Source organism: Spirosoma pollinicola (assembly GCF_002831565.1).
Classification (GTDB): Bacteria; Bacteroidota; Bacteroidia; order Cytophagales; family Spirosomataceae; genus Spirosoma; species Spirosoma pollinicola.
Window position 1 is genome coordinate 6,769,856 of the sequence record NZ_CP025096.1, and the last position, 23,567, is coordinate 6,793,422.

22 protein-coding genes are annotated in these 23,567 nt (G+C 48.2%); 7 read left to right on the forward strand and 15 right to left on the reverse strand.

Annotation, left to right across the window (positions count from 1 at the left end; translation table 11 throughout):
• Positions 1 to 3: 3 nt before the first annotated feature.
• Positions 4 to 741, forward strand: coding sequence for an SDR family NAD(P)-dependent oxidoreductase (locus CWM47_RS28470; protein ID WP_100991988.1), 738 nt, complete (start codon positions 4 to 6; stop codon positions 739 to 741).
• A gap of 56 nt (positions 742 to 797) precedes the next feature.
• Here CWM47_RS28470 and CWM47_RS28475 read toward each other — a convergent pair whose 3' ends face one another.
• Entirely contained in the window at positions 798 to 2,372 is a 1,575-nt protein-coding gene (locus CWM47_RS28475; RefSeq protein ID WP_100991989.1) for a hydroxymethylglutaryl-CoA reductase, read from the reverse strand.
• An 87-nt stretch (positions 2,373 to 2,459) separates the two neighbouring features.
• On the opposite strand from CWM47_RS28475, the gene CWM47_RS28480 reads away from it, so the two are divergent.
• The 4 genes from CWM47_RS28480 (at position 2,460) to CWM47_RS28495 (ending at position 4,887) form a co-directional block, all read left to right on the forward strand.
• On the forward strand, positions 2,460 to 3,227 hold the full coding sequence (locus CWM47_RS28480) for a TIGR04283 family arsenosugar biosynthesis glycosyltransferase (RefSeq protein ID WP_100991990.1): 768 nt from the start codon (positions 2,460 to 2,462) through the stop codon (positions 3,225 to 3,227).
• Positions 3,228 to 3,306: 79 nt separating this feature from the next.
• Complete coding sequence (locus CWM47_RS28485) at positions 3,307 to 3,516, forward strand: hypothetical protein (RefSeq protein ID WP_100991991.1); 210 nt, start codon at positions 3,307 to 3,309, stop codon at positions 3,514 to 3,516.
• The gene (locus tag CWM47_RS28490; protein WP_100991992.1) at positions 3,506 to 4,000 is read left to right on the forward strand and encodes a DUF6169 family protein; all 495 of its coding nucleotides are present in this window, start codon (positions 3,506 to 3,508) and stop codon (positions 3,998 to 4,000) included. Before CWM47_RS28485 ends, CWM47_RS28490 begins: the two co-directional genes overlap by 11 nt.
• Positions 4,001 to 4,014: 14 nt before the next feature.
• Entirely contained in the window at positions 4,015 to 4,887 is an 873-nt protein-coding gene (locus tag CWM47_RS28495) for a sterol desaturase family protein (RefSeq protein WP_100991993.1), read from the forward strand.
• Here CWM47_RS28495 and CWM47_RS28500 read toward each other — a convergent pair.
• From CWM47_RS28500 to CWM47_RS28520, 5 genes are all read right to left on the reverse strand, one after another.
• Complete coding sequence (locus tag CWM47_RS28500; RefSeq protein WP_100991994.1) at positions 4,865 to 6,286, reverse strand: dihydrolipoyl dehydrogenase family protein; 1,422 nt, start codon at positions 6,284 to 6,286, stop codon at positions 4,865 to 4,867. The genes CWM47_RS28495 and CWM47_RS28500 overlap by 23 nt on opposite strands.
• Before the next feature lie 7 nt (positions 6,287 to 6,293).
• On the reverse strand, positions 6,294 to 7,340 hold the full coding sequence (arsS, locus tag CWM47_RS28505; RefSeq protein WP_100991995.1) for an arsenosugar biosynthesis radical SAM (seleno)protein ArsS: 1,047 nt from the start codon (positions 7,338 to 7,340) through the stop codon (positions 6,294 to 6,296).
• Between the two features lie 113 nt (positions 7,341 to 7,453).
• Positions 7,454 to 7,786, reverse strand: a complete 333-nt coding sequence (locus tag CWM47_RS28510; protein WP_100994095.1) for an arsenosugar biosynthesis-associated peroxidase-like protein — start codon at positions 7,784 to 7,786, stop codon at positions 7,454 to 7,456.
• A 209-nt stretch (positions 7,787 to 7,995) separates the two neighbouring features.
• Complete coding sequence (locus tag CWM47_RS28515; protein ID WP_157816075.1) at positions 7,996 to 8,895, reverse strand: IS3 family transposase; 900 nt, start codon at positions 8,893 to 8,895, stop codon at positions 7,996 to 7,998.
• Entirely contained in the window at positions 8,892 to 9,296 is a 405-nt protein-coding gene (locus CWM47_RS28520) for a hypothetical protein (protein WP_240625507.1), read from the reverse strand. Before CWM47_RS28520 ends, CWM47_RS28515 begins: the two co-directional genes overlap by 4 nt.
• 354 nt (positions 9,297 to 9,650) lie before the next feature.
• On the opposite strand from CWM47_RS28520, the gene CWM47_RS28525 reads away from it, so the two are divergent.
• Positions 9,651 to 10,040 (forward strand): hypothetical protein, encoded by a 390-nt coding sequence (locus CWM47_RS28525; RefSeq protein ID WP_100991997.1) that lies wholly within the window; start codon positions 9,651 to 9,653, stop codon positions 10,038 to 10,040.
• Positions 10,030 to 15,090 (forward strand): N-6 DNA methylase, encoded by a 5,061-nt coding sequence (locus tag CWM47_RS28530; RefSeq protein WP_100991998.1) that lies wholly within the window; start codon positions 10,030 to 10,032, stop codon positions 15,088 to 15,090. Before CWM47_RS28525 ends, CWM47_RS28530 begins: the two co-directional genes overlap by 11 nt.
• A gap of 426 nt (positions 15,091 to 15,516) precedes the next feature.
• On the opposite strand, the gene CWM47_RS28540 is transcribed toward CWM47_RS28530, so the two are convergent.
• The 9 genes from CWM47_RS28540 to CWM47_RS40390 form a co-directional block, all read right to left on the reverse strand.
• Positions 15,517 to 15,990 (reverse strand): hypothetical protein, encoded by a 474-nt coding sequence (locus tag CWM47_RS28540; RefSeq protein WP_100992000.1) that lies wholly within the window; start codon positions 15,988 to 15,990, stop codon positions 15,517 to 15,519.
• A gap of 179 nt (positions 15,991 to 16,169) precedes the next feature.
• On the reverse strand, positions 16,170 to 16,493 hold the full coding sequence (locus tag CWM47_RS28545) for a hypothetical protein (RefSeq protein WP_093831097.1): 324 nt from the start codon (positions 16,491 to 16,493) through the stop codon (positions 16,170 to 16,172).
• Between the two features lie 195 nt (positions 16,494 to 16,688).
• On the reverse strand, positions 16,689 to 17,585 hold the full coding sequence (locus tag CWM47_RS28550) for a hypothetical protein (RefSeq protein ID WP_100992001.1): 897 nt from the start codon (positions 17,583 to 17,585) through the stop codon (positions 16,689 to 16,691).
• A gap of 61 nt (positions 17,586 to 17,646) precedes the next feature.
• Complete coding sequence (locus tag CWM47_RS28555; RefSeq protein ID WP_157816076.1) at positions 17,647 to 18,870, reverse strand: hypothetical protein; 1,224 nt, start codon at positions 18,868 to 18,870, stop codon at positions 17,647 to 17,649.
• A 99-nt stretch (positions 18,871 to 18,969) separates the two neighbouring features.
• Positions 18,970 to 20,277 (reverse strand): type IV secretory system conjugative DNA transfer family protein, encoded by a 1,308-nt coding sequence (locus CWM47_RS28560; protein ID WP_157816077.1) that lies wholly within the window; start codon positions 20,275 to 20,277, stop codon positions 18,970 to 18,972.
• A 416-nt stretch (positions 20,278 to 20,693) separates the two neighbouring features.
• Positions 20,694 to 21,116, reverse strand: a complete 423-nt coding sequence (locus tag CWM47_RS28570) for a TraQ conjugal transfer family protein (RefSeq protein WP_100992005.1) — start codon at positions 21,114 to 21,116, stop codon at positions 20,694 to 20,696.
• A complete protein-coding gene (locus CWM47_RS28575) occupies positions 21,113 to 21,703 on the reverse strand; it encodes a conjugal transfer protein TraO (RefSeq protein WP_100992006.1) in 591 nt (196 codons plus the stop codon). Before CWM47_RS28575 ends, CWM47_RS28570 begins: the two co-directional genes overlap by 4 nt.
• Complete coding sequence (gene traN / locus CWM47_RS28580; protein ID WP_100992007.1) at positions 21,700 to 22,764, reverse strand: conjugative transposon protein TraN; 1,065 nt, start codon at positions 22,762 to 22,764, stop codon at positions 21,700 to 21,702. Before traN ends, CWM47_RS28575 begins: the two co-directional genes overlap by 4 nt.
• A 74-nt stretch (positions 22,765 to 22,838) precedes the next feature.
• Positions 22,839 to 23,069 (reverse strand): IS1/IS1595 family N-terminal zinc-binding domain-containing protein, encoded by a 231-nt coding sequence (locus CWM47_RS40390; RefSeq protein WP_100992008.1) that lies wholly within the window; start codon positions 23,067 to 23,069, stop codon positions 22,839 to 22,841.
• Positions 23,070 to 23,567 lie beyond the last annotated feature (498 nt).

Consider the following 23,567-nt stretch of genomic DNA (forward strand, 5'->3'; position numbering starts at 1 on the left):
ACGATGAGATTTCAGGATAAAGTAGCGATTGTTACGGGCGGTGCCAGCGGTATTGGTCTGGCAATCGCCAAACGGCTGGCTTCGGAGGGAGCCCGGTTGGTGTTGGCCGATCTAAACGAAGACAACCTCAATAAAGCGTTGCCCGACGTAAAAGCAGCCGGTGCGCCCGATGTTTGGGGTAGTGTTTGCAACGTCGCCATTGAAGCCCAGGTAGAAGCTACCGTACAGGGAGCGCTGACGCGTTTTGGCAGACTGGATGTGATTGTCAACAATGCCGGACTTATGCAATTCAAGGCGCTGGAAGAATTGACCGGTGAGGACTGGCTGCGCATCCTGAATGTCGATTTGCTGGGTGCGTTTTACTTCACCAAACAGGCATTCCTGCATATGAAGCCCGGCGGCACGGTTGTGAATGTGGCCAGTATTCATGCTATTGAAACAGAACCCCTGGTGGCTCCCTACGCAGCGGCTAAAGCTGCGGTACTCTCGCTGACGCGTTCCTCAGCGCTGGAAGGAAAACCCAAAGGTCTGCGGATCAATGCGGTTCTGCCCGGTGCCATTGACACGCCAATGTTGTGGAGCAATCCAAATGTAAAATCAGGAGTGGAAAAAATTGACCGGGCAGACGTCGGCAAACCAGAGGACGTAGCGGCTACAATTGCATATCTGGCATCGGACGATGCCGCATTTGTGCAGGGAGCTGAAGTTCGTGTAGATGGTGGGCGGCTTGATCGGCTGTGAGGGCAAGCCCCATTACTTTCGCTGCCGAGCATTAGTGTGACTCCTTCCAGCCATGTCTAACTTTTCGACTGCCGGGCCGATTCATGGCTCGATACCCAGTCCAGTGAGGAAATAGCTGCGGCCAGCGACAGTTCACCAGCCGCCACGACACCCGCTACAATTTCAGCGAATTTATACACCTGACCTGTACCCGAACATCCCAGTATATTCAGGCATTCCTGCTGGGTCGGCAGACCCGTACCCCCGCCAACGGTTCCGACAATGAGGGAAGGCAACGTAATGGAGCCGTATAAATCGCCGTTGGGCAATAGCTCTGACGTCGTAATGGCCGCCGAGGATTCTGCCAGGCAGGCAACATCCTGACCCGTGGCAATGAATAAAGCCGCCAGACCATTGACCGAATGAAGGCCGTTATTATTGGTTCCGGCCATAAACGCACCGACGTTCCCGATACGGGCGTGCCGGTCGAGTTGTTCTGGTTCAACTTGCAATTCACGGAGTAGCAAATCTTTGGGAATAGTTACCTCGGCCGTTACGCGCTTGCCCCGCGTTTGAAGGGTGTTCACAAACGAGGGTTTCTTATCGGTGGCCATATTGGATTCCAGGTAAAAATGCTCAACACCCGCTACCTGTTGCAGCAGGTAATTACAAGCCGCCAGCGTTGCTTTACTGACCATATTCTGGCCTGCGGCATCGCCTGTTGTGTAGCCAAACCGCAGAAAGAGCATCCGTCCCGCCTGATAGGGCGTAATGTAACGTAGCCTGGCGAAACGCGACGTAGATTCCGCTTCTGAACGTAGTTCCGGCTCATGGTCGGCTACCCAGCGAGACAGATCACGGGCGGCTCGGGCATCATGCATCACAAAGACCGGCGCCCGTTGCATACCCTCGTCCAGCACCGTACAGGTAACGCCACCGCATTGGTTGAGTAGTTTTATGCCCCGATTGTAGGAAGCCACCAATGTACCCTCAGTCGTGGCCAACGGAATTAAAAAATCGCCCTGAGCGTGTTCGCCGTTAATGCGCAGGGGGCCTACCAAACCGATAGGCACCTGAGCAACGCCAACGAATTGCTCGCAATTGCCCCGGACAAGCGCCGGATCAAAGGGAACAGTGGTGAGGTAGTTGGGTAACGTTTGGGTATACTGGCGAAGAAAATCCTGTCGTTCCCGGATAATTTCCGGCGACATATCATCGACCGGATGGCGCGGGATAGTGGCGTTTTTTTGCACTCCTGCGCCTTGATGTTGAGCCTGATCCACCTGTAACTCATCCTCAATCATAATCGTTAACCTACCAAATGGCTGCGACTGTAAAATCAACTCAATGGTATGACGACCAGTTATCAACGGTGCAGCAGTTGCCTGAACCGTTACCTTCCGGCGAAGAGGGAATTTGAGTGGATTTTTGGTGGATATAGCACTAACCCTGATGGCTTCCTGCCCATCCAGTTCCAGGGTAAAGGCATCGACTGGGTAGGCTTCTCCGTCAATACGAACCTGCGTCAGACCCGTAAACTGGGCATCGGCCAGCCGATTTTTCAGCGAAAAGGTAAAACCAGTCGGTGTATTTCGTAGGCTACTGCGGGTATATAGCTGCTTTAACAGCACATTGGGTATAAAGCGAAACATAGTTGTCTTCTGGGGCCAGGGTCCTGTTTCAAGTCAGGCACAAGGTAAACTCTCTGATCGGCAAAACAGTTATTCGGTAAATCACTCGTGACAAGCATCTCCATCATTATTCCGACAGTCAATGAGGAACGAACGCTGGCCCGTACGTTCCGGCAGCTTCGGCAGTTGTACCCCATGCCAGACGAGCTGATTGTAGTCGATGGAGGCAGTACCGATCAGACGATTTCGATCATTCAACAGCAGATCCAGCAGCAAACAGCGCTGGCAGATTATCCACCTATCCGTCTGATACAAAGCCCGCTTGCCCGCCGGTCTTACCAAATGAATCTGGGTGTTCAGGTGGCTACCAGCGAGTACCTGTGTTTTCTGCATGCCGATACGTCCCTGCCCGACGATGCACTTCTGGTCATCCGCGAAACCCTGTCGCAATCCACCATAGCGGCCGGTGGCTTTATTTCCCTGATGCGCGGCCCCCTGCGAACCCGCTGGATTACTTCGTTTCATAACTTCATCAAAACCTACTACGCCCCGCTCTTTTTTCGGCCCTATCTATTCTTTTTCAAGGGTGCGCGATTGCTTTTTGGCGATCAGGTTATTTTTTGCAGACGGCAGCAGTTTCTCGATTGTGGAGGCTATTCCGACGATTTACCCATCATGGAAGAAGCCGATATGCTTCTTCGTATCGTTCAATTTGGACGAATCCGGCAAGTGAACCGTGTAGTCGAATCGTCGGACAGGCGATTGGTCAAATGGGGCTTCTGGCGGGCAAACGCCTTATTTCTGTACGTAGGTGTTTTGTGGGGTGTTGGCTACTCGGCCGAGAAACTGAAACAGTTGTACGAGGATATTCGATAGAAAAACAACTCTACATGAGCCCAATCGGGAAAATGAATAGAAAACACTAACTTTGAGTACCTTACAAATCGTAGAAAATATGAAGCTTATTCATCAGCCGAACCTAACGCCACAAGAACGTCAGGCCAACGTATCGAAGTTGATTGACCGCTGGAAGGAGCGCAAGAAGCTATCAGAAGAAGAAACGCAAGCCAGAGTCAGAACCCCTGAATACCAGGATATTCTAAAAAAATTACGCGAACGAAACGCGGCCAAAGGCATTACAATCCCGGAAAAGAATGAATTATGAATTTGATTTTATGGGTGGCTCAGAAAACAGCTACGTTTTTCAAACCATCAATAGAATCGTCTATGAAGTAAAGTTCATACCCACACCTTATCTGTTTGATGAAGCTAGCCCGTTTGCCTCCTATGTGTATGAATTTTCGATCCTTGTCGCCGATAACCCAACCGATTTAGAGCCAATCTTTGATGAGCGCACTTCATATACAGTGGCGGCAATTTTTACTGAGTTTTATGAGCAAAATGATGCGTTAATTACGATTTATATCTGCGATTCATCCGATGGTCGGCAACTGACCCGGCAACGAAAATTCAACTACTGGTTTTACTTTTTTGTCAAGGATGACTTCGTCAAATATGATGACATCATCCGTAACATTGACGGAGAAAAATACCCCGTAGCGCTAATCCTAAAAGAACAAAACCCCTACAAAGCGCAGATCATCGGAGAATTTATCGCCATAATAAGTGGGTATAACAGCGACAAATAAATTGCCGATACGTTATGTCAAAAATCCCCTTCTTTGATTCCGTTGGCTCACCGTTACTAATCCTTTTTTTCGTTCTCTTGCTGATTATGCAGTGGCGTCGTCCATTACGTCGGCTACATGTTAAACTCCTGCGCCGGTTAGTCCGAAACATTGGCTTTGCCTTACCGGCGTTTGTTACGTTTCGGCTGGTTTTATTGCCGATTCCGCTGCTGGCTGCCCATTGGGCGCATGACCATCAGGTGGGTTTACTGAACTGGTTGCTTCCCCATACGGGCATTAGGGGCTGGGTGGGCGGTATACTAGGGTTTCTGGCCTTCGATTATGCCTATTACTGGTGGCATTATGCCACGCACAAGGTGCCGCTGCTCTGGCGTTTTCACAATGTACACCATACCGATCTGGACATGGATGTTTCGACAGCCGTTCGATTCCATTTTGGCGAATTACTGTTGAGCGTGCTCTTTCGAGTCGCACTCGTTGGGGTGTTGGGTATTAGTTTTTGGTCGGCCATTGTATACGAAGTGTTTTTTGATACGGCGGCCCAGTTTCATCATGCCAATTGGCGATTGCCCGCCAGGGTGGAGCGTCTCCTGAATACACTTTTCGTAACTCCGCGCATGCACGGCATTCACCATTCCATTGTCCGTGATGAATTCAATTCAAATTGGGGAACGCTTTTTTCCGTCTGGGACCGACTTCACAAAACCCATCGGATGGACATTGCTCAGGAAGATGTTACGCTGGGCGTACCGGCCTATCGGGATGAAAACGAACTGAAGCTGGGGCACTTATTTCGTATGCCATTTGGCAAACAGCGGGACTGGAAACTGCCCAACGGCACAGTACCCGTTAGGCAAACAAACATCAATACAGCCACCGAAGAATAGCCTTCGCCCAGGTTGGAATATTGCCTTTTAACTGCTCTAACAAGGCTGACTTACTGACGCGCGACGCCACCGGATACGGATATATTTTCTTCTGAATAGCTCCTGCCCCTAACCCGAACGTATTGGCTAGTATCAAATCCTGAATCATTTCGCCCGCCTGAGGTGCTACGATACTGCCGCCCAGGACTTTACGTTTCCCGAACAGCTTATTCCCCTTAGCCAGATAAAGCCATTGTTTGCCGTAGTCATAATTGTCGATAACGGCCCGGTCGTCTTCGGCAAAGTCATAGACAATCTTTTCATAAGCGATGCCCTTCTGGGTAAGTTGTACTTCCGAAAGGCCAAAGGTGGCCACTTCGGGGTCGGTGAAGGTTACCCAGGAGAAGTGGGTGTAGGAAACTTTCTGCTTGAAGGGCGACAGGAAGTTATTGATAAGAATAGGTGCCTGCATTTCGGGGGTGTGCGAAAAGTAAAGCTGGCCCGTTACGTCGCCGATAGCATAGACCCGAGAGTTGGTCGTTTGCAGGTAATCATTCAGCTTTAGCTTGCCGGATTCAGTCTCGATGCTGGCGGCTTCGGGTTGTAAGGCATCTACGTTGACCTGACGGCCAATGGCGACCAGCACCGCATCGAAGGCAAGTTGACTTTTTAGGCCAGCTGTATCTTCCAGGATGGCACTGGTAGCCGATTCAAACGCGATAAGCTTCGTTTGTAGCCTAACGTCGATACCCTCGCTGGTCAGTCGATCCAGTAACAGCGTAGACACCTCCGGCGACTCGTTATCCAGAATCTGCTCACCCGACTGAACGACAGTAACCTGCGACCCAAGCCGATGAAACGCCTGACCCAGTTCAATGGCAACCGGTCCTCCCCCAACGACCAGCAGCCGATTTGGCAAGGTATCCATCGAAAAAATTGTCTGATTATCATGCAAGACGACCTGTTCAACGCCCGGAACCTGAAGTTGAACAGGCTGCGAACCGGTGGCAATGACAATCCGCCTGGCCGTGAAGGTCTCACCAGCCGCTTCCACACGATCTTTTCCTGTAAAGCGGGCTGTACCGATCACTACGTCGACGCCCTGCTTGCGAAAGAAATCCGCATTTTCATGCTTTCGGATCAGCGCAATTCGCTCCTGAATGTACTGCTTAACGCGCTCGAAATCTAGTTTGCCGGTAGTTGTCAGCCCAAATTCCTGGGCCGTTTTCGCCTGATGGATCAGCCGGGAAACGTGAATGAGTGCCTTGCTGGGTACGCAGCCCGTATTCAGGCATTCGCCCCCAATGTTCTGGGCATCCTTTTCAATGAACAGCACTCTGAAACCCAGTTCGTGCATGGTCAGGCCAATGCTAAGACCACCCGAACCGGTACCAATGACTAGTAAATCATATCGTTTCATAGGTTTTTCAGGCAGTTGTGCCCCCACAACTTGATCCCGCTCCCGCCGTGCAACCGTAACAGTGCTTGTTAACAACCACGGCACGTTGGTTCAATACAGGCTCATCGAAATTCCGAACGTGCTGCACCGGGCTGGCGACTTTTAAATCCAGCATCTGGTTGAAGTCACAATCATAAATAAACCCGTCCCAGCTAATGGAAAGCGTGTTTCGGCACATTACGCCCGCAGCTGCTGTCGGGTTAAAGCTATTAACCAGCTTCTCCATGTAGTTATCATAATTGCCCGACGAAATCAGGTAATCGAGGTAGCGACTGATAGGAATATTGGTAATGGCGTAGAGATCGTTAAAAACAATGCCGAACTCATCCAGTAGCACCCGCTTGAACTGGCGTTTCAGGCTCTCCTGCGAACCGGGCAAAAAAGCCCCGTTGGGATTATACACCAGATTGAGCAACAGACCTGAATCAGGTTGCCCGTATCCAACAGCATTGAGCATCCGCAACGCCCGAATGGAACTATCAAAAACGCCTTTGCCCCGCTGCCGGTCGGTTTTGTCGGCATTATAAAAGGGCAGCGAGCTTACTACTTCGACCTGATGTTCTCGAAAAAACTCAGGCAAATCGTGGTATTTAGGATTGGCGACAATAATGGTCAGATTACAACGCACCATGACCTTTCGTCCCAGCTTACGGATTTCCTCGACGAACCAACGAAAATCCGGATTCATTTCGGGCGCACCACCGGTCAGATCGACCGTTGGGATAGTCGTTTTGGCCAGCGCATCGAGGCACTGCTGCATCGTTTCACGGGTCATAATTTCCTGACGGTCGGGGCCGGCATCGACGTGGCAATGTTTACAGACCTGATTACACATCTTCCCCACATTGACCTGAAAAACAGCCGGTTCGAGCGGTTGTAATGGAAACAGTCCGGCTTCTGCCAGTTTCTGATGAAACGGCGGCAGTTTTAACGTATCAGCAACTTCGCTCTGCAATGATTGCAACTGAACGGCAGAGTTGGCTAAGGGGTGTCCGCTGGCTTTAAGGGATTTCACGTAGTAAAGAGTGAAAGAGTGAAAGAGTGAAAGAGTGAAAGAGTGAATGAGCGAAAGAGCGAAAGAGTGAAATACGTATCTGCATATCACTCTTTCGCTCATTCACTCATTGATTACATGGATATTTCTTTGGCCTTGTTCATCATCTGAACGCCGTGGACCAGCGACGAACCACCCCGAATCGCAGCCGCTACGTGAACAGCCTCCATCATTTCAGCTTCCGAGCAGCCTTTTTCAAGCGTATCAGTCGTATAGGCATCTATGCAATACGGACATTGGACGGTATGCGCCACCGCCAGCGCAATCAGCGATTTCTCGCGAGCCGTCAATGCTCCTTCGGCAAATACAGAGCCGTAGTAGGCGAAAAACTTATCGGCCATTTCTTTCTGAAACTCTCCGATATTGCCAAATTTTTTAAGGTCTTCGGGATTGTAATAGGTTTGCATAGGATTTGGTTCGTCTTTATTAAGCATACATAGAACTCAGAAATACCTGATTAGTTTTCGCTTAAAAAGCACGAATCCCAACCAGGTAGTAAGCTTGATTTTGTAAACATACAATTGCCGTAGTGATTGTGTATCGTCCTAAAATAAGTTGACCGTTTTGAGTTAGTCCGGTTATACGTTTACCCTTTTCTTCTTAGTCCGAATTTACACTATTTTTTCTCCCCTGAAGTTGGAGGTTTATAATAGTTCTTCCAACGGCGTTCCAGGGGGCCATGGCCATTATGGGCCACGTCAGGGCTCAGCATATTGCAACTCAGATGTGGCCGCTTGTAATTATACAGGAACACCCCATTCTCTAACAAGGTATAGGCTTCTTCAAGGGAGCGAACGGGTTGTTGGCTCAAATACTCTTGTTTCATAATACCATTGATCCGCTCGGCAATTGAGTTCTCTAATGGATCAGAGTTTTCAGTCATACTAATCCGAATATGATACGTATCGACTGCCTGCGTATACTCATCACAACAATACTGAATGCCCCGGTCGCTATGATGAATTAAGTCAGGACCCATCCGTTTGGTAATCTGCTTGAGAGCCATTTCTAAAGCTCGCCGAGAGTGAACCGCTTCTAAACTGGCCGCTACGGCGAAGCCCATGATCCGGCGAGAATAGGCATCGGTAATAAACGAGATATACAGATAACCAGCCTCCGTTAACCAGTACGTTATGTCGGCGACCCAAACCTGGTTGGGTCGTAGAATGGTAAGATTCTTAATCAGGTTTGGGTATTTGCGAAACCGATGTCGAGAAAAAGTCGTGATCATCTTTCGTCTACGCTTTCTGATTAACAGGCCATTAGCTGCCAACAAGTCGAATAATGCATCCCGACCCATTTTTATTCCCCTTTCCAACATTCCTGCTTTAATAAGGTCATAAAGTTTCTTGCCGCCAATGCGAGGATGATCCGTTCGTACTTTTTCCACTAATTCCAGCACTTGTTTGTCTGCCTCCTCCCCGGTTATCAACCTATGTGTATGCTGATAGTAAGCCTGCCGACTAAACCCAAACAACCCACCGATCCGCCTTAGGCGAATATGCGGATGGCTCACTCGAAGGAGTTGGATTGCTTGGTATCGGACTTTTTTTCAATAGCGATGCCCAGCTCCTGCTCGGCAACCCGGATGACGGTGGTGTAATAAATTACCTGGAGTTCAGCTTGTTCAAGCTCTTTCTTAAGTTGCTTGACTTGACCAGCTAACTCATCGGCTTTCAAAGCCATCCGCTCAACCAGAGTTGGGGGTGGCTGCTGACTGGCTTGCTTCATGACGTCTTGGCGCTGGAAGTTCTCGTGGCGTACTCGGTCCAGCCACTTCCTAACAGTATGGCGGGTCAAAACGTTAAACTTGGCCATCGCCTGGGGAATGGTCAGCCGACCCAGGTTAATCTCTTCAACCATTTGACGCATCTTGAGCTCATGCGCCTGAGTACGAAGCAAAAATAAGTGGTCCATCTGCTTGGAGTGATGGTAAACCTATTTTAGGACAAGACATAACTCAGTAGAAACTGAAACCTCCTTTTGAAGCAGGCTATTGGCTCGCCTAAGGCAGCGAAGTCAATCCTTATTGAGTTACTCCCCTTTCAATATAGATTCGTATCACTTAGCTATTAATAAATTTTTTTGCAGAAAGGTTAATGCTTTTATCCCTTAAATAAAACGCTTCGTCCGCAAATAGCATGGGTTGGTCCCCAAACAGAAAACAAATTCAAAACCACTGTAATTGTCTGGTAATTAAGGACAACCAACTACCCACTTAAAATCGCCATATTTGATTATAGGGTAATTTATTCCCTACCTCAATCACGTATGGAAACAAATCATTTTTCGCTTCGACTTAGCAGCCTTACGGCTGATTTGCCTATCAATGCCGATCAGCAGCAGTCAGCCGTAACCGCTGCCCAAAATACCTTCGAGGAGTTGCGTCGACAGGGAGTACCCCTTCATCAAGCCATCGAAAATGCCGAGTCGGTGTTACTCGAAACGATCACGCCGACCCTGGATGCCGCCAGTCGCCTAAAAGATATTCTGGCCAACGATTTTGAGCCGCAGCCCGAGCTGGCTAGCTCTCCCCATTTTCCTATTCTGCTCCAGAAATTCATGCCTATGTTGGTAGAGTCAGAGAGCCGGTTGGCAAATGCCTTCATCGTTGGATTAGTCAGTGAGTACCGCGATAAACATTTGACCAATGGCTTATAATCATCGCGCGCACCTGGCCGCCAACCTGGAGGCCCTACGACTAGCGTTTCTGGTCGACCAGCGGAGCAAATCCGGCAACCCGGTTGAATTGACTGCCGAAGAACGCAATACACTAGCGGCTTATAGTGGTTTCGGTGCCTTAAAATCGGTTTTACTACCGGTCGAAAATGATACCCTTTGGACGACTGCCCTGGATAATCAGTTGCGTCCGGGTGTTCAGCAGCTACACAAGCTACTAGCGGAGGCCGCTGGTGATCGGGCGGAGGATTTTCTATCGGGTATCCGGAACAACGTCATGTCTGGGTTTTATACGCCCCCCCAGATCGTTGAGCAGTTAGGTAAGGGACTGGCCAGCGTGATGGGTTCTACACCCATTCAGTATTTAGACCCATCAGCTGGAACGGGCATCTTTCCTCAGGCTTTTGCCCAGGGTGGTCTGGCCATCGGTTCCGCGCAGTTAATCGAAAAAGATCCCGCGACCGCCCTGGTCCTCAAAGCCCTCTACCCACAGTACACGGTTGAAAATAAAGGGTTTGAAGAGAGCGGCCGTAAGCTCAATGATCGCTTCGATCTGGTGGCCAGCAACATCCCGTTTGGTAACGTCGCCATCTGGGACGAGGCCCTGGCTAACAGTAAGGACAAGCAACGCCGGGGAGCCTGCGCCCGGCTACATACCTATTTCAGCGTCAAAAGTGTAGACTGTCTTCGGGAAGGCGGTGTAGCGGCCATCCTGACCACGGATGCCCTGCTTAACTCTCCGGCTAATGAACCGGTGCGTCAGTACCTGATGAAGACCTGCGATCTGGTCTCAGCAGTTCGACTACCTCACAACCTGTTTACCGACTTTGCCGGCACAAGTGTAGGAAGCGACGTAATTCTGCTTCAAAAACGAAGCGGTAAAACGGCCCTGACTGATCAGGAAAAGAAATTCATCCGGTTCAGCGTAAGCCCAGCAAAGACGGTTGTCAACGAACTCTTCATTAAGGGTGAAAACATCGTGGCTACTAGCCAAAAACTAGACACCGACCAGTACGGCAAAGCCGCCCTGATCTATGAGCACCAGGGCGGTATCGATGAGATCGCCCGGCAGCTTGGTCGCTACGTAGGGGACGATATGGCCCGAACCTTTCGGCAGCAAAGCTTTGAGCAGCATAGGATGGAGCCTACCATCCAGCGTGTTCAGCCGAGCCGGGCCGCCGACCGCTCCGCAACACCCCTGTTTGTGCAGGGAGAGTTGTTCGCCATGAACGTCCCCGCTCCGGCTTTACCTCGTCCCTTAACGCTGCCATTGGAAGATTTCCACCAGCCGGGGAGTCTGATCTACCAACAGGGCGAAGTAGGCCGGTTAGCGTCTGATCTAAAAACGCTGGAAACCCTACCTGGACAGGTAGACCATTCAAGGCTGGGTGCCATGCTCCAGATTCGGGATGCCTACGAGCGGTTATACCGCCGGGAAACGGATTCCCAGCAGCCACAACCCGAATTACGCCTGTCACTCAATACGGCTTATGGTGCCTTTATAACGCGTTATGGAGCCATTAACGAAGGCAAAAATGCGGGCCTGGCTCTACTCGATCCCGATGGCCGCAGCCTACTGGCGCTCGAAAATACTGACGCCAATAAACAGTTTGTCAGGGCTGATATTTTCAATCAGCCGGTCAGCATCCAACAGGCAAAAGTAGAGCAGTTTACGGCCCAAGATGCACTAACCGCCTGCCTGAGCAAACTGGGAAGGGTCGATATAGAGTACCTTCAGGAACTGACCAAGTTAACCAGGCCCCAGCTGATCAAAGACCTGGAAGGACAGATTATTTATAATCCGTTAGAGCAGCAATACCAGACGCCAACAACGCTGGTCAGTGGGAACGTAGTGGAGAAGCTGGAAGCGATGGAAGCACTGGCCGCTGATCCACTGGCCGGGCCTGCGCTCAAGGCACTGCGTGAAGGTCAGCCCACGCCAATCAGTTTCGATGAACTGGACTTTAATCTTGGGGAACGCTGGATTCCTACCGAAGTATACGAGCAGTTCGCCAAGAATCTGTTCGGTAGTAATGTGACGGTTACGTATCTACCCTCAACCGACGAATTCAGCGTCGATCTGCCATCGTGGGGCTATAAGAACGCGACCATCACCCAGCAGTACGCCGTGCAGGGGCAGTTCCGGATGTACGACGGTCTAACCCTGATGGAATATGCGTTGTACAATACAACGCCCAACATCAATAAGGAAGGGCCGGACGGAGCAAAGATGCTCGACAACGAAGCGACCCAGCTGGCCGCGACAAAAATTGAGCAGATCCGTACCGCCTTTGTCGAATGGCTACCCACTCAGAACCCGCAGCTGAAGCAGGACCTGGCCGACCGATACAACCGGTTGTACAACTGTTTTGTCAAACCCCAGCACGATGGCACGCATCAGCAGTTTCCTGATTTGAATTTAAAAGGGCTGGGTATTCCGGGCTTATACGGATCGCAGAAAGATGTGACCTGGATGCTGTTACAAAACGGTGGAGGTATCGCCGATCACGAAGTCGGCACCGGCAAAACGCTCATCATGACGGTGGCGTCTTACGAAATGAAGCGGTTAGGACTGGTCAACAAACCCATGATCCTGGCTATGAAAGCTAACGTCAACCAGATTGCCGAAACCTACCGAACGGCCTATCCAAATGCCAAGCTGCTTTACCCTGGCCAGGATGACTTCACGCCAGCTAACCGGGAACGATTTTTGAACTCGATTAAAAACGGAGCCTGGGATTGTATCATCCTAACCCATGATCAGTTTGCGCGTATTCCCCAGGCCCCTGATGTGCAGCAGAAAGTCATGCGCGACGAGCTGCGTAATCTGGAGAAAGATTTAAAGACGATTGAGAAAACGGGAGGCACCATATCTAAATCTCTTCTGAAAGGATTAGAGACCAGAAAAGCCAACCTTACCTCAAAGTTGTTGAGGTTGCAAAGCGAGATGGATAAAAAGACGGATTCAGTGCCTCATTTTGGCAACATGGGTATCGATCACCTGTTCGTCGATGAATCGCATCAGTTTAAAAATTTACAGTTTACCACCCGTCACAACCGGGTAGCCGGACTGGGTAATCCGGAAGGCAGCCAACGGGCTACCAACCTGCTCTATGCGGTGCGGAGCATCCAGGAGCGGACGGGCAAGGACTTGGGCGCGACGTTCCTATCCGGTACGACCATTACCAATTCGCTGACAGAAATGTACCTGCTGTTTAAGTACTTGCGCCCAAAGGAAATGGCTCGGCAACACATTGATAATTTCGATGCCTGGGCAGCGGTCTACGCCAAGAAAACGTCGGATTACGAATACAGTGTTACCAATCAACTGCTGGTCAAAGAGCGTTTTCGCCATTTTATCAAAGTTCCCGAGCTGGCTCAATTTTATAGCCAGATCACGGATTATCGAACGGCGTCAATGGTGGGCCTCGACCGGCCTAAAGCGGTTGATGTGCTGATCAGCTTACCCCCTACGCCTGATCAGGCGGTTTTCAATAAAAAACTGATTGAGTTTGCCAAAACCGGCGACGGGACGATTCTGGACCGCGCGCCACTGTCCGAAAAAGAGAGCACGGCCAAAATGCTGATTGCGACCAATTACGCCAAGAAAGCAGCCCTGGACATGCGTCTGATCGACCCAACGTTGGACGATCACCCCAGTAGCAAACTATCCCGCTGTGCTGCGTTGATCGCCAGCCACTACCAGGAGAGCGCCCCCTATAAAGGCACGCAAATGGTGTTTTGTGATACCGGTACGTATAAACCAGGTAGCTCGTGGAATGCTTATAGCGCCCTACGGGACAAATTAGTCCAGGAGTACGGCATTCCAGCGCACCAGATCCGGTTCGCTCAGGAGTGTAAAAATGACAAGGAACGGATTGCGCTCTGGGATAAGGCCAATACGGGTGAGGTGCGGATACTTGTCGGTTCGACGGGGACGATGGGAACGGGCGTTAACGCGCAGAAGCGGGTCGTAGCCATGTACCACCTGGATATCCCCTGGAAACCTTCGGAACTTGACCAGCGCGTCGGACGTGGCTCCCGAACGGGCAACGTGGTGGCCCGCGATCACTTCAACAACGAAGTTAAAAACTACGTCTTCGCTACCGAGCAGTCGTTGGATAACTATAAATTCAATTTGCTGCACACGAAGGCCACGTTTATTGCTCAGATCAAGAGCGGATCAATGACGGGTCGTCGGTTGGACGAGGGTGCATTTGACGAGGCTACCGGCATGAATTTTTCGGAGTACGTGGCGATCTTGTCAGGCAATCAGGACTTGTTGCAAAAAGCCCGGCTGGAAAAGCAGATCACCGCTCTGGAGAGTGAACTGAAGCTATTTCAGAAGGAAGGCTATAAAGCAGGGTCGATGCTCACCGACGTAAGTAAATCGCTGGAAAAGGCGCTGAAAACGGCAACCTTACTTCAAACTGACTATGCCAGGCTAACGGCCGTAACGCAATTCGGACCCGACGGAAGTTTGCCCAATGCTACCAAGATAACACGGACTAATACCCCTATCACTAAAGTCAAAGCCTTGGGAGAATACTTGGTTGAGTTGGATCGGCGAATAGATACCAAAGGCGGGGCCAAGCAGGTTGGAACGTTACACGGATTTGACTTGTACGTGCGAACCGATACAGGTTATAGCGTGAATGGGTTAATTGAGAAAGCCAATGCTTTTTTTGTCAAAAGCGACAACTTGACCTACAGCTACAATAACGGCTATCTATCGGGTCATACCCCGGAGGTAGCGGCCCGGCAGTTCGTGCGGGGCCTGGAGAAAATACCGTCGCTTATTCAACACCAGCAGGAGAAAATCGACAATCTGACCAATCAGCAAAAGTTATTGACTGACATTGCGGCAAAACCCTGGGGGAAAGGGGATAAACTTCAGGAACTCAAATCGGAGTTGCGACAGGTCGAATCTCGTTTACAGTCGATTGGTCAGGAAAAAGAACCGGAAAAAACGAAACAAGCAGAAAAGACGACCGCCAAAAAGCATCAGGATCAAAGCCTAGAAATCACTTAGCATTTTCTTCGCGCACCAAAATTGAGAGGCCCCTGGTTGGATGATTAATCAGATGCAAAATACCTCTTTGTTGAGTTTTTAAGTAAAGAACTTCCGTATGCTTACCAGACAGTAATCGGCAGATCTGTGGAGCCAATTCAGGTAAGACCATATCATTCTGAATGTCGATGTAAGGATCGATTAAGGGTCGTAGTTGCTGAATCGTATACCGAGTACCGGCTAACGTATCTAAGGGGATGAAGGGCAGAGACTTAATTATGCGCGTTTTCATTGAAGCAAAAGGGGGAAAACGGATTAGGGTTAAAAATAAGCTCAGTTCTGAATGATTTGGAAAAAAGCAGGCCGACATAATCGGCCTGCTTTTCGCCGCGCGGGCGGCCCCGTTCTATCCACACCATAAGAAAGCTTCCTTCCTTAAGTTCTTATTTACTTAGTTGAACTGGCAGGATGCCAGATTGTTGGTAACACGACACCAGCGACAAAAGCAAAAATGAGCATACCTCGAATAAGAAGAATGTAAGCGGGTTCCACATTTTGAGTAACGGCCGTCAGCAAATACATCAATAGGCCACTGGTAACCGAACAACTCAGCAACTGAGGAGTCAATAGCTGGTTACGAGGGCTCAGTTTGATTAATTGATAAAAACAATACCAGAAGCCCCAGAGCCATGCCCCATAGCGAACCGTTTCGATAACGATCAACGCGTAATAACCAGATGTATCGTCAGCGGGACTATCTAAGAATCCGTTCCAGAACCAACAAACAATATTGATCACTTGAACCAGTAATGAGGAAACAATAAATAAACACCAGAAACGCTGACCTGAGTGTGCAGGTATAATTCTATAAACCAAGGGTGATACCCATTTAAAGAAAATCGTTTGTTCAAAAGGTTTCATAGTCTGAGAGTAGTTAGTAGTTAAAAATAGATTATTTATTTCAAAATAGATAGGCCAGCGAAAGCTAGTAAACCACATAGTATGACAAGATAAGTTTTCATAAATTAAGGGTTAAAAGCTACGAGCCTGCGGGTTATGAAACCCTATTTTGAAAATGGAAACGCTCAGAGGGTCTAGTTTTATAACTGCCGTTGAAACGTCCCAGGTCCAGACTCGCGGTTGAGTTGCTCGTAGTAGATCCGTTGCCAGAATTCCCGATGCCTGGCCACGGCTGTAATAGGGTCAGCAGTTTTGTTCTTGATGAAATACTTTACCTCAGAAACAGGCTTATCACCCTTACATATGGGACAATAGTAAGTTTTGGTTTTCTCCGAGTGAGCACGTTTAGCTACACTAACACTACCGCAGCATTGACAAGCCAGGCGCGGAGTGGTGGGTAAGCTATTCAGCAAAGTTTCATCACTTTGCTCAAGGATGTTTTCACGGATCTGGGCAGCAGTCATAAGCGGCTAGGGGAAGTGTTAGTAATCAAACTGGATGATGGGGTACGGGAGCAGAAATGAACGATAAATTCAGCAATCAGAAAACTAACAATGCATAGTGAAACCACAATCAAGACCAGGCTTAAAAGGGCCATCGGTAGCGATTTTCGCTTAAAGATGTTGAGTACCATAGCAGTAAGAAAGGGGTTGAAAGGTTCAAAATAATTCGGCTTCTTCCTCCGCCACCTTAATGCCATACACATCAGAGATTGGTTCAGAATCGGTGCATCGTTTAAAAAAGACTTCTTTATAAGGCATTAGCGATTGAGATAAATTATCGCCCACAGAAGTCAATAAACTATACTCTGCTGGAGTCAATTGCCAAATTGACTGTACATCGAGCAGAAAGGGAGATCGTATAATTGTTCGATGGTCGAGCAGGAAAAGATTTGAAAACTGGAGTTGAAGGCGCTGTAAACGTTGTAAGTGAGATTCCTTGTCCGTCTCATCATAAAGATCGCTGGGATACAGCAGCCAGATTTCTATACCTAACTTACGGCCTACTTTCAGTAAATAATTCAAACTTTCCCACAAGGCAGAATTAGCAAGGGCATTAAACCAGTACTGTTCAAGAATCAGAACTCTGGTATTTTTAGTAGAGGGTAACTGAGCGATACGCTCCAATAAGTTGATTAGGAAGTTTACGAACTGACGCTCATCGTCGAGCGGTAAGATTGTCCACTTAATACCTACAGAAGCAAAGGGTTCTAAAAAAACGGCACCATACTCGATCTTCTGAAAAGGCATCACCCGATTGTTCCACATAGCGGGGAGTTTCGTAGTAGGGTGTCCAAACCATATATCGGTGGGGTTAGTAGAAGCGTGTCCAAAAGAATATTTCCAATCCACAAACAGGACCGAGGCATAACGGTAGCCTTTTGAGAGCAGATATTTAGTCAGAAAACTAACGCCACGGCATGCATTTCCTCTAGCAATCAGTTTGTGGCCTTCGCATAAAACAGGCTTTTGAGTTACAGAGCCTCGTACGATAAGAGGTACACTCCGCAGCACACTGTTGTTACTGCCTGGGGCTGTTAATTGAAATGATGACATAGTACTTTAATTAAGAGTTAGGAATATTAATGCTTATGTGAAATGCGCCTTCAGGAAGTTCCTAGCGTGACTTATTCTCTACTCTTGGCCTCGCCAATGCTGCCAAATGGGTTAATTCGGACAAACGCTGATGATTAAAATATACGTCTTCACCCACCTTTATTCGGTCTAATTCCTGCTGGGAAAGTCCTATCTGCTCAATGAATGATAGTTTGCCAGCTTCGACGGGGTCTGTAAAATGATCCAGTATTTTGCCATTTTCCAATACGTAGTGACAACTGCGGCTCAGATGGAACATACCGACCGCATCCGCATCAAGTTCTTTCGAACAAGTCAGATTGAAGTAGATATAAAAAGACGCGCTGTAAAGTACCGAAGCCTGAACATGGGTAACAGCCTGATTCGCATTAATAAGCGAAATCATACGCTTTGCCTGAAAAACATAACCGCCCGTCGAGCAAAGCTGAATCTGTAGTTTAGTCGTTGGTTCTAAACCAACATGATCAGCATAATAAGCTTCGTACTTATTCGAAAGCGCTGTATAGGCTGATTCATCTATAGAATCGATGCTGATAAAATAAGCTTTTCCCTTTAAATAAGGTGAAACGTGAAGCCGTTCCTGTCGGCGGAGGGCGTCGATTTTTTCGCTGCATCGGTCGGTTAGGTACTTGCGATGACGGCTGATGGCCACCTGGGGACTACTCGTACGGGATTCATAGTAATAAGGTAGTGGACTTAACCAGACCCGCTTTCTACAGACGGAGCAGTAATGTTTACCTTCCTCATTTTGAGTCTTACGTTCGACTAAACTTTGATTCATACAATGGGGGCAGCCACTCACTAACTCATACGGCAAGCTATTGAGCAAATCCGTATCTGACAACGCTAAACGGGATAAAAAATGGGGTGTCGTAAAATCAGCAATACCAGCACTTGTTACCCAAGTGGACGAATGCAGATCAGGCGAATTTGTCAGTACATCATCCGTAGTAGGAACCTGGTCACTAGGCAGGGATGGTACCGTCTCAAAATTCCATACAGACAATGGTACAAGTAGTTCAGGCTCTGACGGTAAATCGGGCCGGGTAACTACATTGATTGGTTCTGCCAGTAAATCCGGTTCAGGCTCTAATGTCAACGGCTCTTCCTGATCTAGCAGGTAATCAGAACTTGAGTGAGCTTTGAGCTGAACCTGTTCTTCTTTAATATTTTTCTTGGCCTGATCAAACTTATCAATACGGAAAGGTAAGCCAAGATGGAAATGAAACATACGTGCGAAGTCCATAGTATATCCAGTTTAATAATAACCTAAATTTTAGTTAGAAACCACTGTTAACGAATGCGCTAACTAAGCTGCCACCAATAAGTAATCCCGAAAATTCTGCTAGTTCCCTACTGTGAAAAGAGATTGAATTTGATTCTGAATAGCGATGACGTGCTCAAGCATGGCATCTGTAACAGGTGACTCTTCGGAGAGAGGGGCATAACCCACGAATAAGGGTTCATATCCGCGTATCGGATGTCCTTCGTTCCAACCCGTACCTAACCAGCCAGCGAATTCACCGTAATTCAAATTCTGAAGTGTAGCCGGAGTTAACGTACCGCGCAAGGTGGGTACAGACGCGATAAATTCAGCCTCTTCCGGTAATAGTTGCCGACCGACCAGTATCGTACCAAAGCAGGAGGTTGTAAACTCTATACGGGACTTATAAGCACTCAGCCTGGCTCCTGGCCCTACGTAATCAAAGGCAACGTATAAATGAATACGAAAGCCACGACCTGTAGCAATAACCGTATCAAGATAAGGGTACTCAAAAGATTGATAGGAGTCTATAACAACGGCCCGATGTGAATCTCCTGGGTGGTTACGCAATAGTGTATGGCAGATAAAATCGGTATACAAGGCAAGCGTAGCTTTATGTTTAAGATCTTTAGCCTGCGATCTTACCAGTAACGTTTCGGGTAGCAGTGGCTCCTCGCTACGGGTAAAATCAAAGCCGTTAACGATAGGGTTACCCGGCGCTAAAATCCAGTACAAACCAGGTGTACCCCACATAGTAAAACAAATCTCTACAGATGCTAACCGACCAATAATCTGCCCAATTTCTTTATTGCCACCGACCGCATCCAGTAAGTGTTGGAGAAACTGAGCAAAGCGAGGGATTGAAGCCAGTACAGATAATATACGTTCGTAGCCTTGCTTGGTAAATTCGATGAGATGCGGGATTGTACAAACATCTACGCTTAGTTGTTGACTGGCATTCTTTTCCGTTACTGTGCGTAAATACCAGATAATAGCCGCTATATAATCAACGATTACCGAGTAGTAGAATCCCCCTTCCTGGTCATGGATGTTTGAACTGCCAAGCCCTAAATTTAAATGCAGTAGTTTAGCTATCCGAACGGCATCCGCAATGTCGGTTATACTTTTCCAGTCAATGGGATTAAAGCGATACGACTGATCGGCGTGATCAAGATCGATCAGATTGTGCTGGTCGTCAATAAAATAGTCAAGCTGTTCCGAGGGCATTGATCCCACGTAATACAGGTGTGCATTCGTAGAAAATTCAGTAAACATAAACTGCGTTAGCAGGGCATTCTTTGCCGAACCAGGCGAACCAATCAATAAAGTAGGCTGATTAGGTTGGTGACCACTTAATTGATTTAGGGGGTGATCTGTTTTAAGACTCATGGTATTACCATTCAAAAAGGTAAGACAACTGATAAAAGTCATTAAAGCTACTCGTCGTTATACGAGAAAAGTAAGTACCGCAATCACCTTATCGGTACTGCAATCGCTTAACTAATTGGACCAATGGGTTATCAAACGTATAGCGTTCTATCCAGGGGGCTATGGTCCAATTATACAGTAGAGAAGCGAATACAAACAAGACAAGTAAAATCAGCCACTCTTTCCTGGAAGTACCTGATTCCCTTGTCCGCTCCGTATAAACAGGCACTTGGCAGACTTGCTCTGGAGATGATTTTGTCGCTACCATGTCATGTATGGCTGTTAAGGGTAAGATGAAAAAGAGTTGCACTGATTTTTGGTCGGCCTCCATCAACCTATCCAGATCCGTCGCGGGAGACTTTTTGGGCGATTCCATATCATTTGACAGCGGTTACAATGAAGGTTGTGTCTTTAGCTTGACCCAATGAATCAAAAACCCGAAACGTCAGTTGATGAGCGCCTGAATCAGTCGGCATATACGTGAGCGTATCACTAAGTAATCGACTCATATTTGCTAGAACGACCGTTTTTCCACCGGGAACGAGCACCTTGTTGTTAAGCCGCAATACACCCCGTACTGGCGCAGCTACCTGCCAGGAAAGTGTATACGAATTACCCAACGTGAGGTAATCCGGTTTAACACCGAAGCCCACTGACGTTGGCTTTTGCCAGGGAATTGACCTAGGAAACGCATCCATTTCCAGCTGGAAAGGAAAACTACGCTGAATGTCGAGCGATTCGGTTTGACAGGCCGCCCCAACTAGTAGTAGGCCACAGGCCCAAAAGATTGACTTTTTCATCGGAAGAAACAGTAACGGATACCAATGTATCCAGTGGTGCGAAATTTGGAGACCTCCGAAAACGGGATATACCGTTCCGTGATCCCGCCCACGATGGCCAGCGATGGACCGACATATACCTCCGCTTCCAGTCCGAGCTGAGGGCCAATGGAAGCCGTAGATTTATTTTGAATGACCCCTTCCGATAAATTTGATTGATTCCGGTTAACAGACTCGTAGCCAACGTATAGCCCCGCCGTAGGCGCAATATACAGCCAACGATGGGTTGTAAAGAAACCACGGGGTACGTAATCCATTGACAGCCAATACTGTTCAACCAGAGGTTTAGCCAGCGTCTGGGCGTCGTAGTATTTACGCATATACGATACAGAGGCTTTCCAATAGCGCTCATTTTTTCGGTACCATACGTAATCAAGGGCACCCATATAGCCGCTTCCCGGTGCATGTGGAGACGAAAATTTAGGGAAGTTATCGACGACTCCCGCCGTAAAACTAACGGCCGTCTGACCCTTTATGTGCCGCTGGGCGTAGCCTTGACGACCAACGAGCGTGCTCACCAGGAGCAACAGAATCTGAAGGGATTTCATAAGATATCAGCGTCTAAAATGTCTTGATTGGCCATCGTGAAGGTCACCGTTCGGCCCCCATTCTTTTCGCCCATAATCACCTGTACCACCTTGTCATCCGGTATGGTGAATTTTTGGAAGACGTATATTTTTTCAACACTCTTCTGTCCAGGAATTATAACTAACGGTTGGTTATATACGTACAGTGGAATGACTTCCAATTCCTGGTGTGATGTTTCTTTCGCCAGGGTTTTGTCAACGATAAAAAAGCGAATGAAATCCAGGTCATAGCGGATGTTGGATTTATTCTTCACCCCTATTTTATAATAAAGCACATTGTCCTTGTAATACAGGCCCCGTAGACTCGCCTGAATGTCGTATTTATTAATACCAATGTGTTTAACCCGCCGGTTGTGTTCCATGATGGACGAGCAGTTTTGAACAATTTCCTGCTGTGAGGTATTCACGCCAGCAAAGCTGACAACTGTTCCTTTCTGGTTAACAAACCTTGCCTTTTGTTGGACCAACCCCTCCTCATTGACGGATAGATCCAGCGCCAGCATGGTCGGGTATTCATTGTAGTTAACCACGAAACTATAAAATTGCCCGTCGGACGTCATGACCGAAAAATTGGTTTCATTAAACCCGATACTGCTTGCCTTCACGCGTAGGACATTATCAACTGCGTTGGCTTTATCGGCAATAATATCCTTGGAACCCAGATCGACCGACCGAATGGGCGACTTGAAAATGATGCAGGTCGTCTTATTAAACGCCAAATCAAGATAGTAAGAACGAACGACGTTATGATCCTGTATTGGAAGTGATCCATAGGAAAATACCGGCACCTCACCCTGTGTGGAAAGACCTGGCCGCTCTGGGACGCTAATGGCCACACCCGGCGTCACCGCACTGGGTGCCACAGCGTTTCCGGCACCAACCCGTTTCCGGATTGAATCAAGTCGCATTGTTTGTGAAGTTGCCGTATTACGTGTGGCGCTTTTCATTGAATCAGCCACTTGAGCCGATGCCAGGTGATGCACACTAAGGGCTAGGACCGAAATATAGACTACATGTTTCATCGCAGTTACTTATTTTAAAAGGACATAATAATTATTTTTCAGCGTAGCCTTTTGAACGGCCACTTTCTAGCTAGCTAGTTGACGCCTAAAACACGGGCGGTATCACGTATCCCTGCTCCGTTGAGTACCATCTGAGTGATTTGCTCTTTGACCAAGGGGTCACGAGCCTTATGCGTGTAGGTTTGGACAAAGGTTCGACCGCAGTCATAGCATCGGTAGCGTTGGGTACCAGCGCGAGTGGTACCATACCGTTTGACGTGTTTGGTTTGCCCACAATGCTTACAGGAAACTGCTTCTAAGACCATTCACAAAGATACCCTATTCAACGCAGTTAAGCCATTACCCCATATTTTATAAATACTAGTATTGATTTATTTTCTTTTGCTCTTTCACTGGGACGATTGGCTAACCAATAATAGCTGCTTCAACTCAACGAAAAAAACCGATTCATGCACTTTTATGAATCGAAATATTTCTCCGGTCCGCCGATGCGGTCGCTTCTAGAGAAAGTACTAACCGCCTTTTTTAAATTACCGCGCTCTAACTCGGCCTGTTTAAGTTCTTTTTTTAACCGCTGGATCTCCTGCTGATTCTATCTCAGTTGGGCTCGTCCGCTAATTTAGTGCTTGGTGAGGCTACTTGTTCGCGTCGCCAATTGGTTAGAATTTTGGGCGTGATGCCTAATTCAATAGCGGTCGCTTTTAAGGAGCCTTTAGCCACTGCTAGTTCCACCGCCTTTTTTTTTGAATTCCTCGTCGTACTGGCTTATAGTTTTTATGGTACACTAAGTTAGATCATGCTTA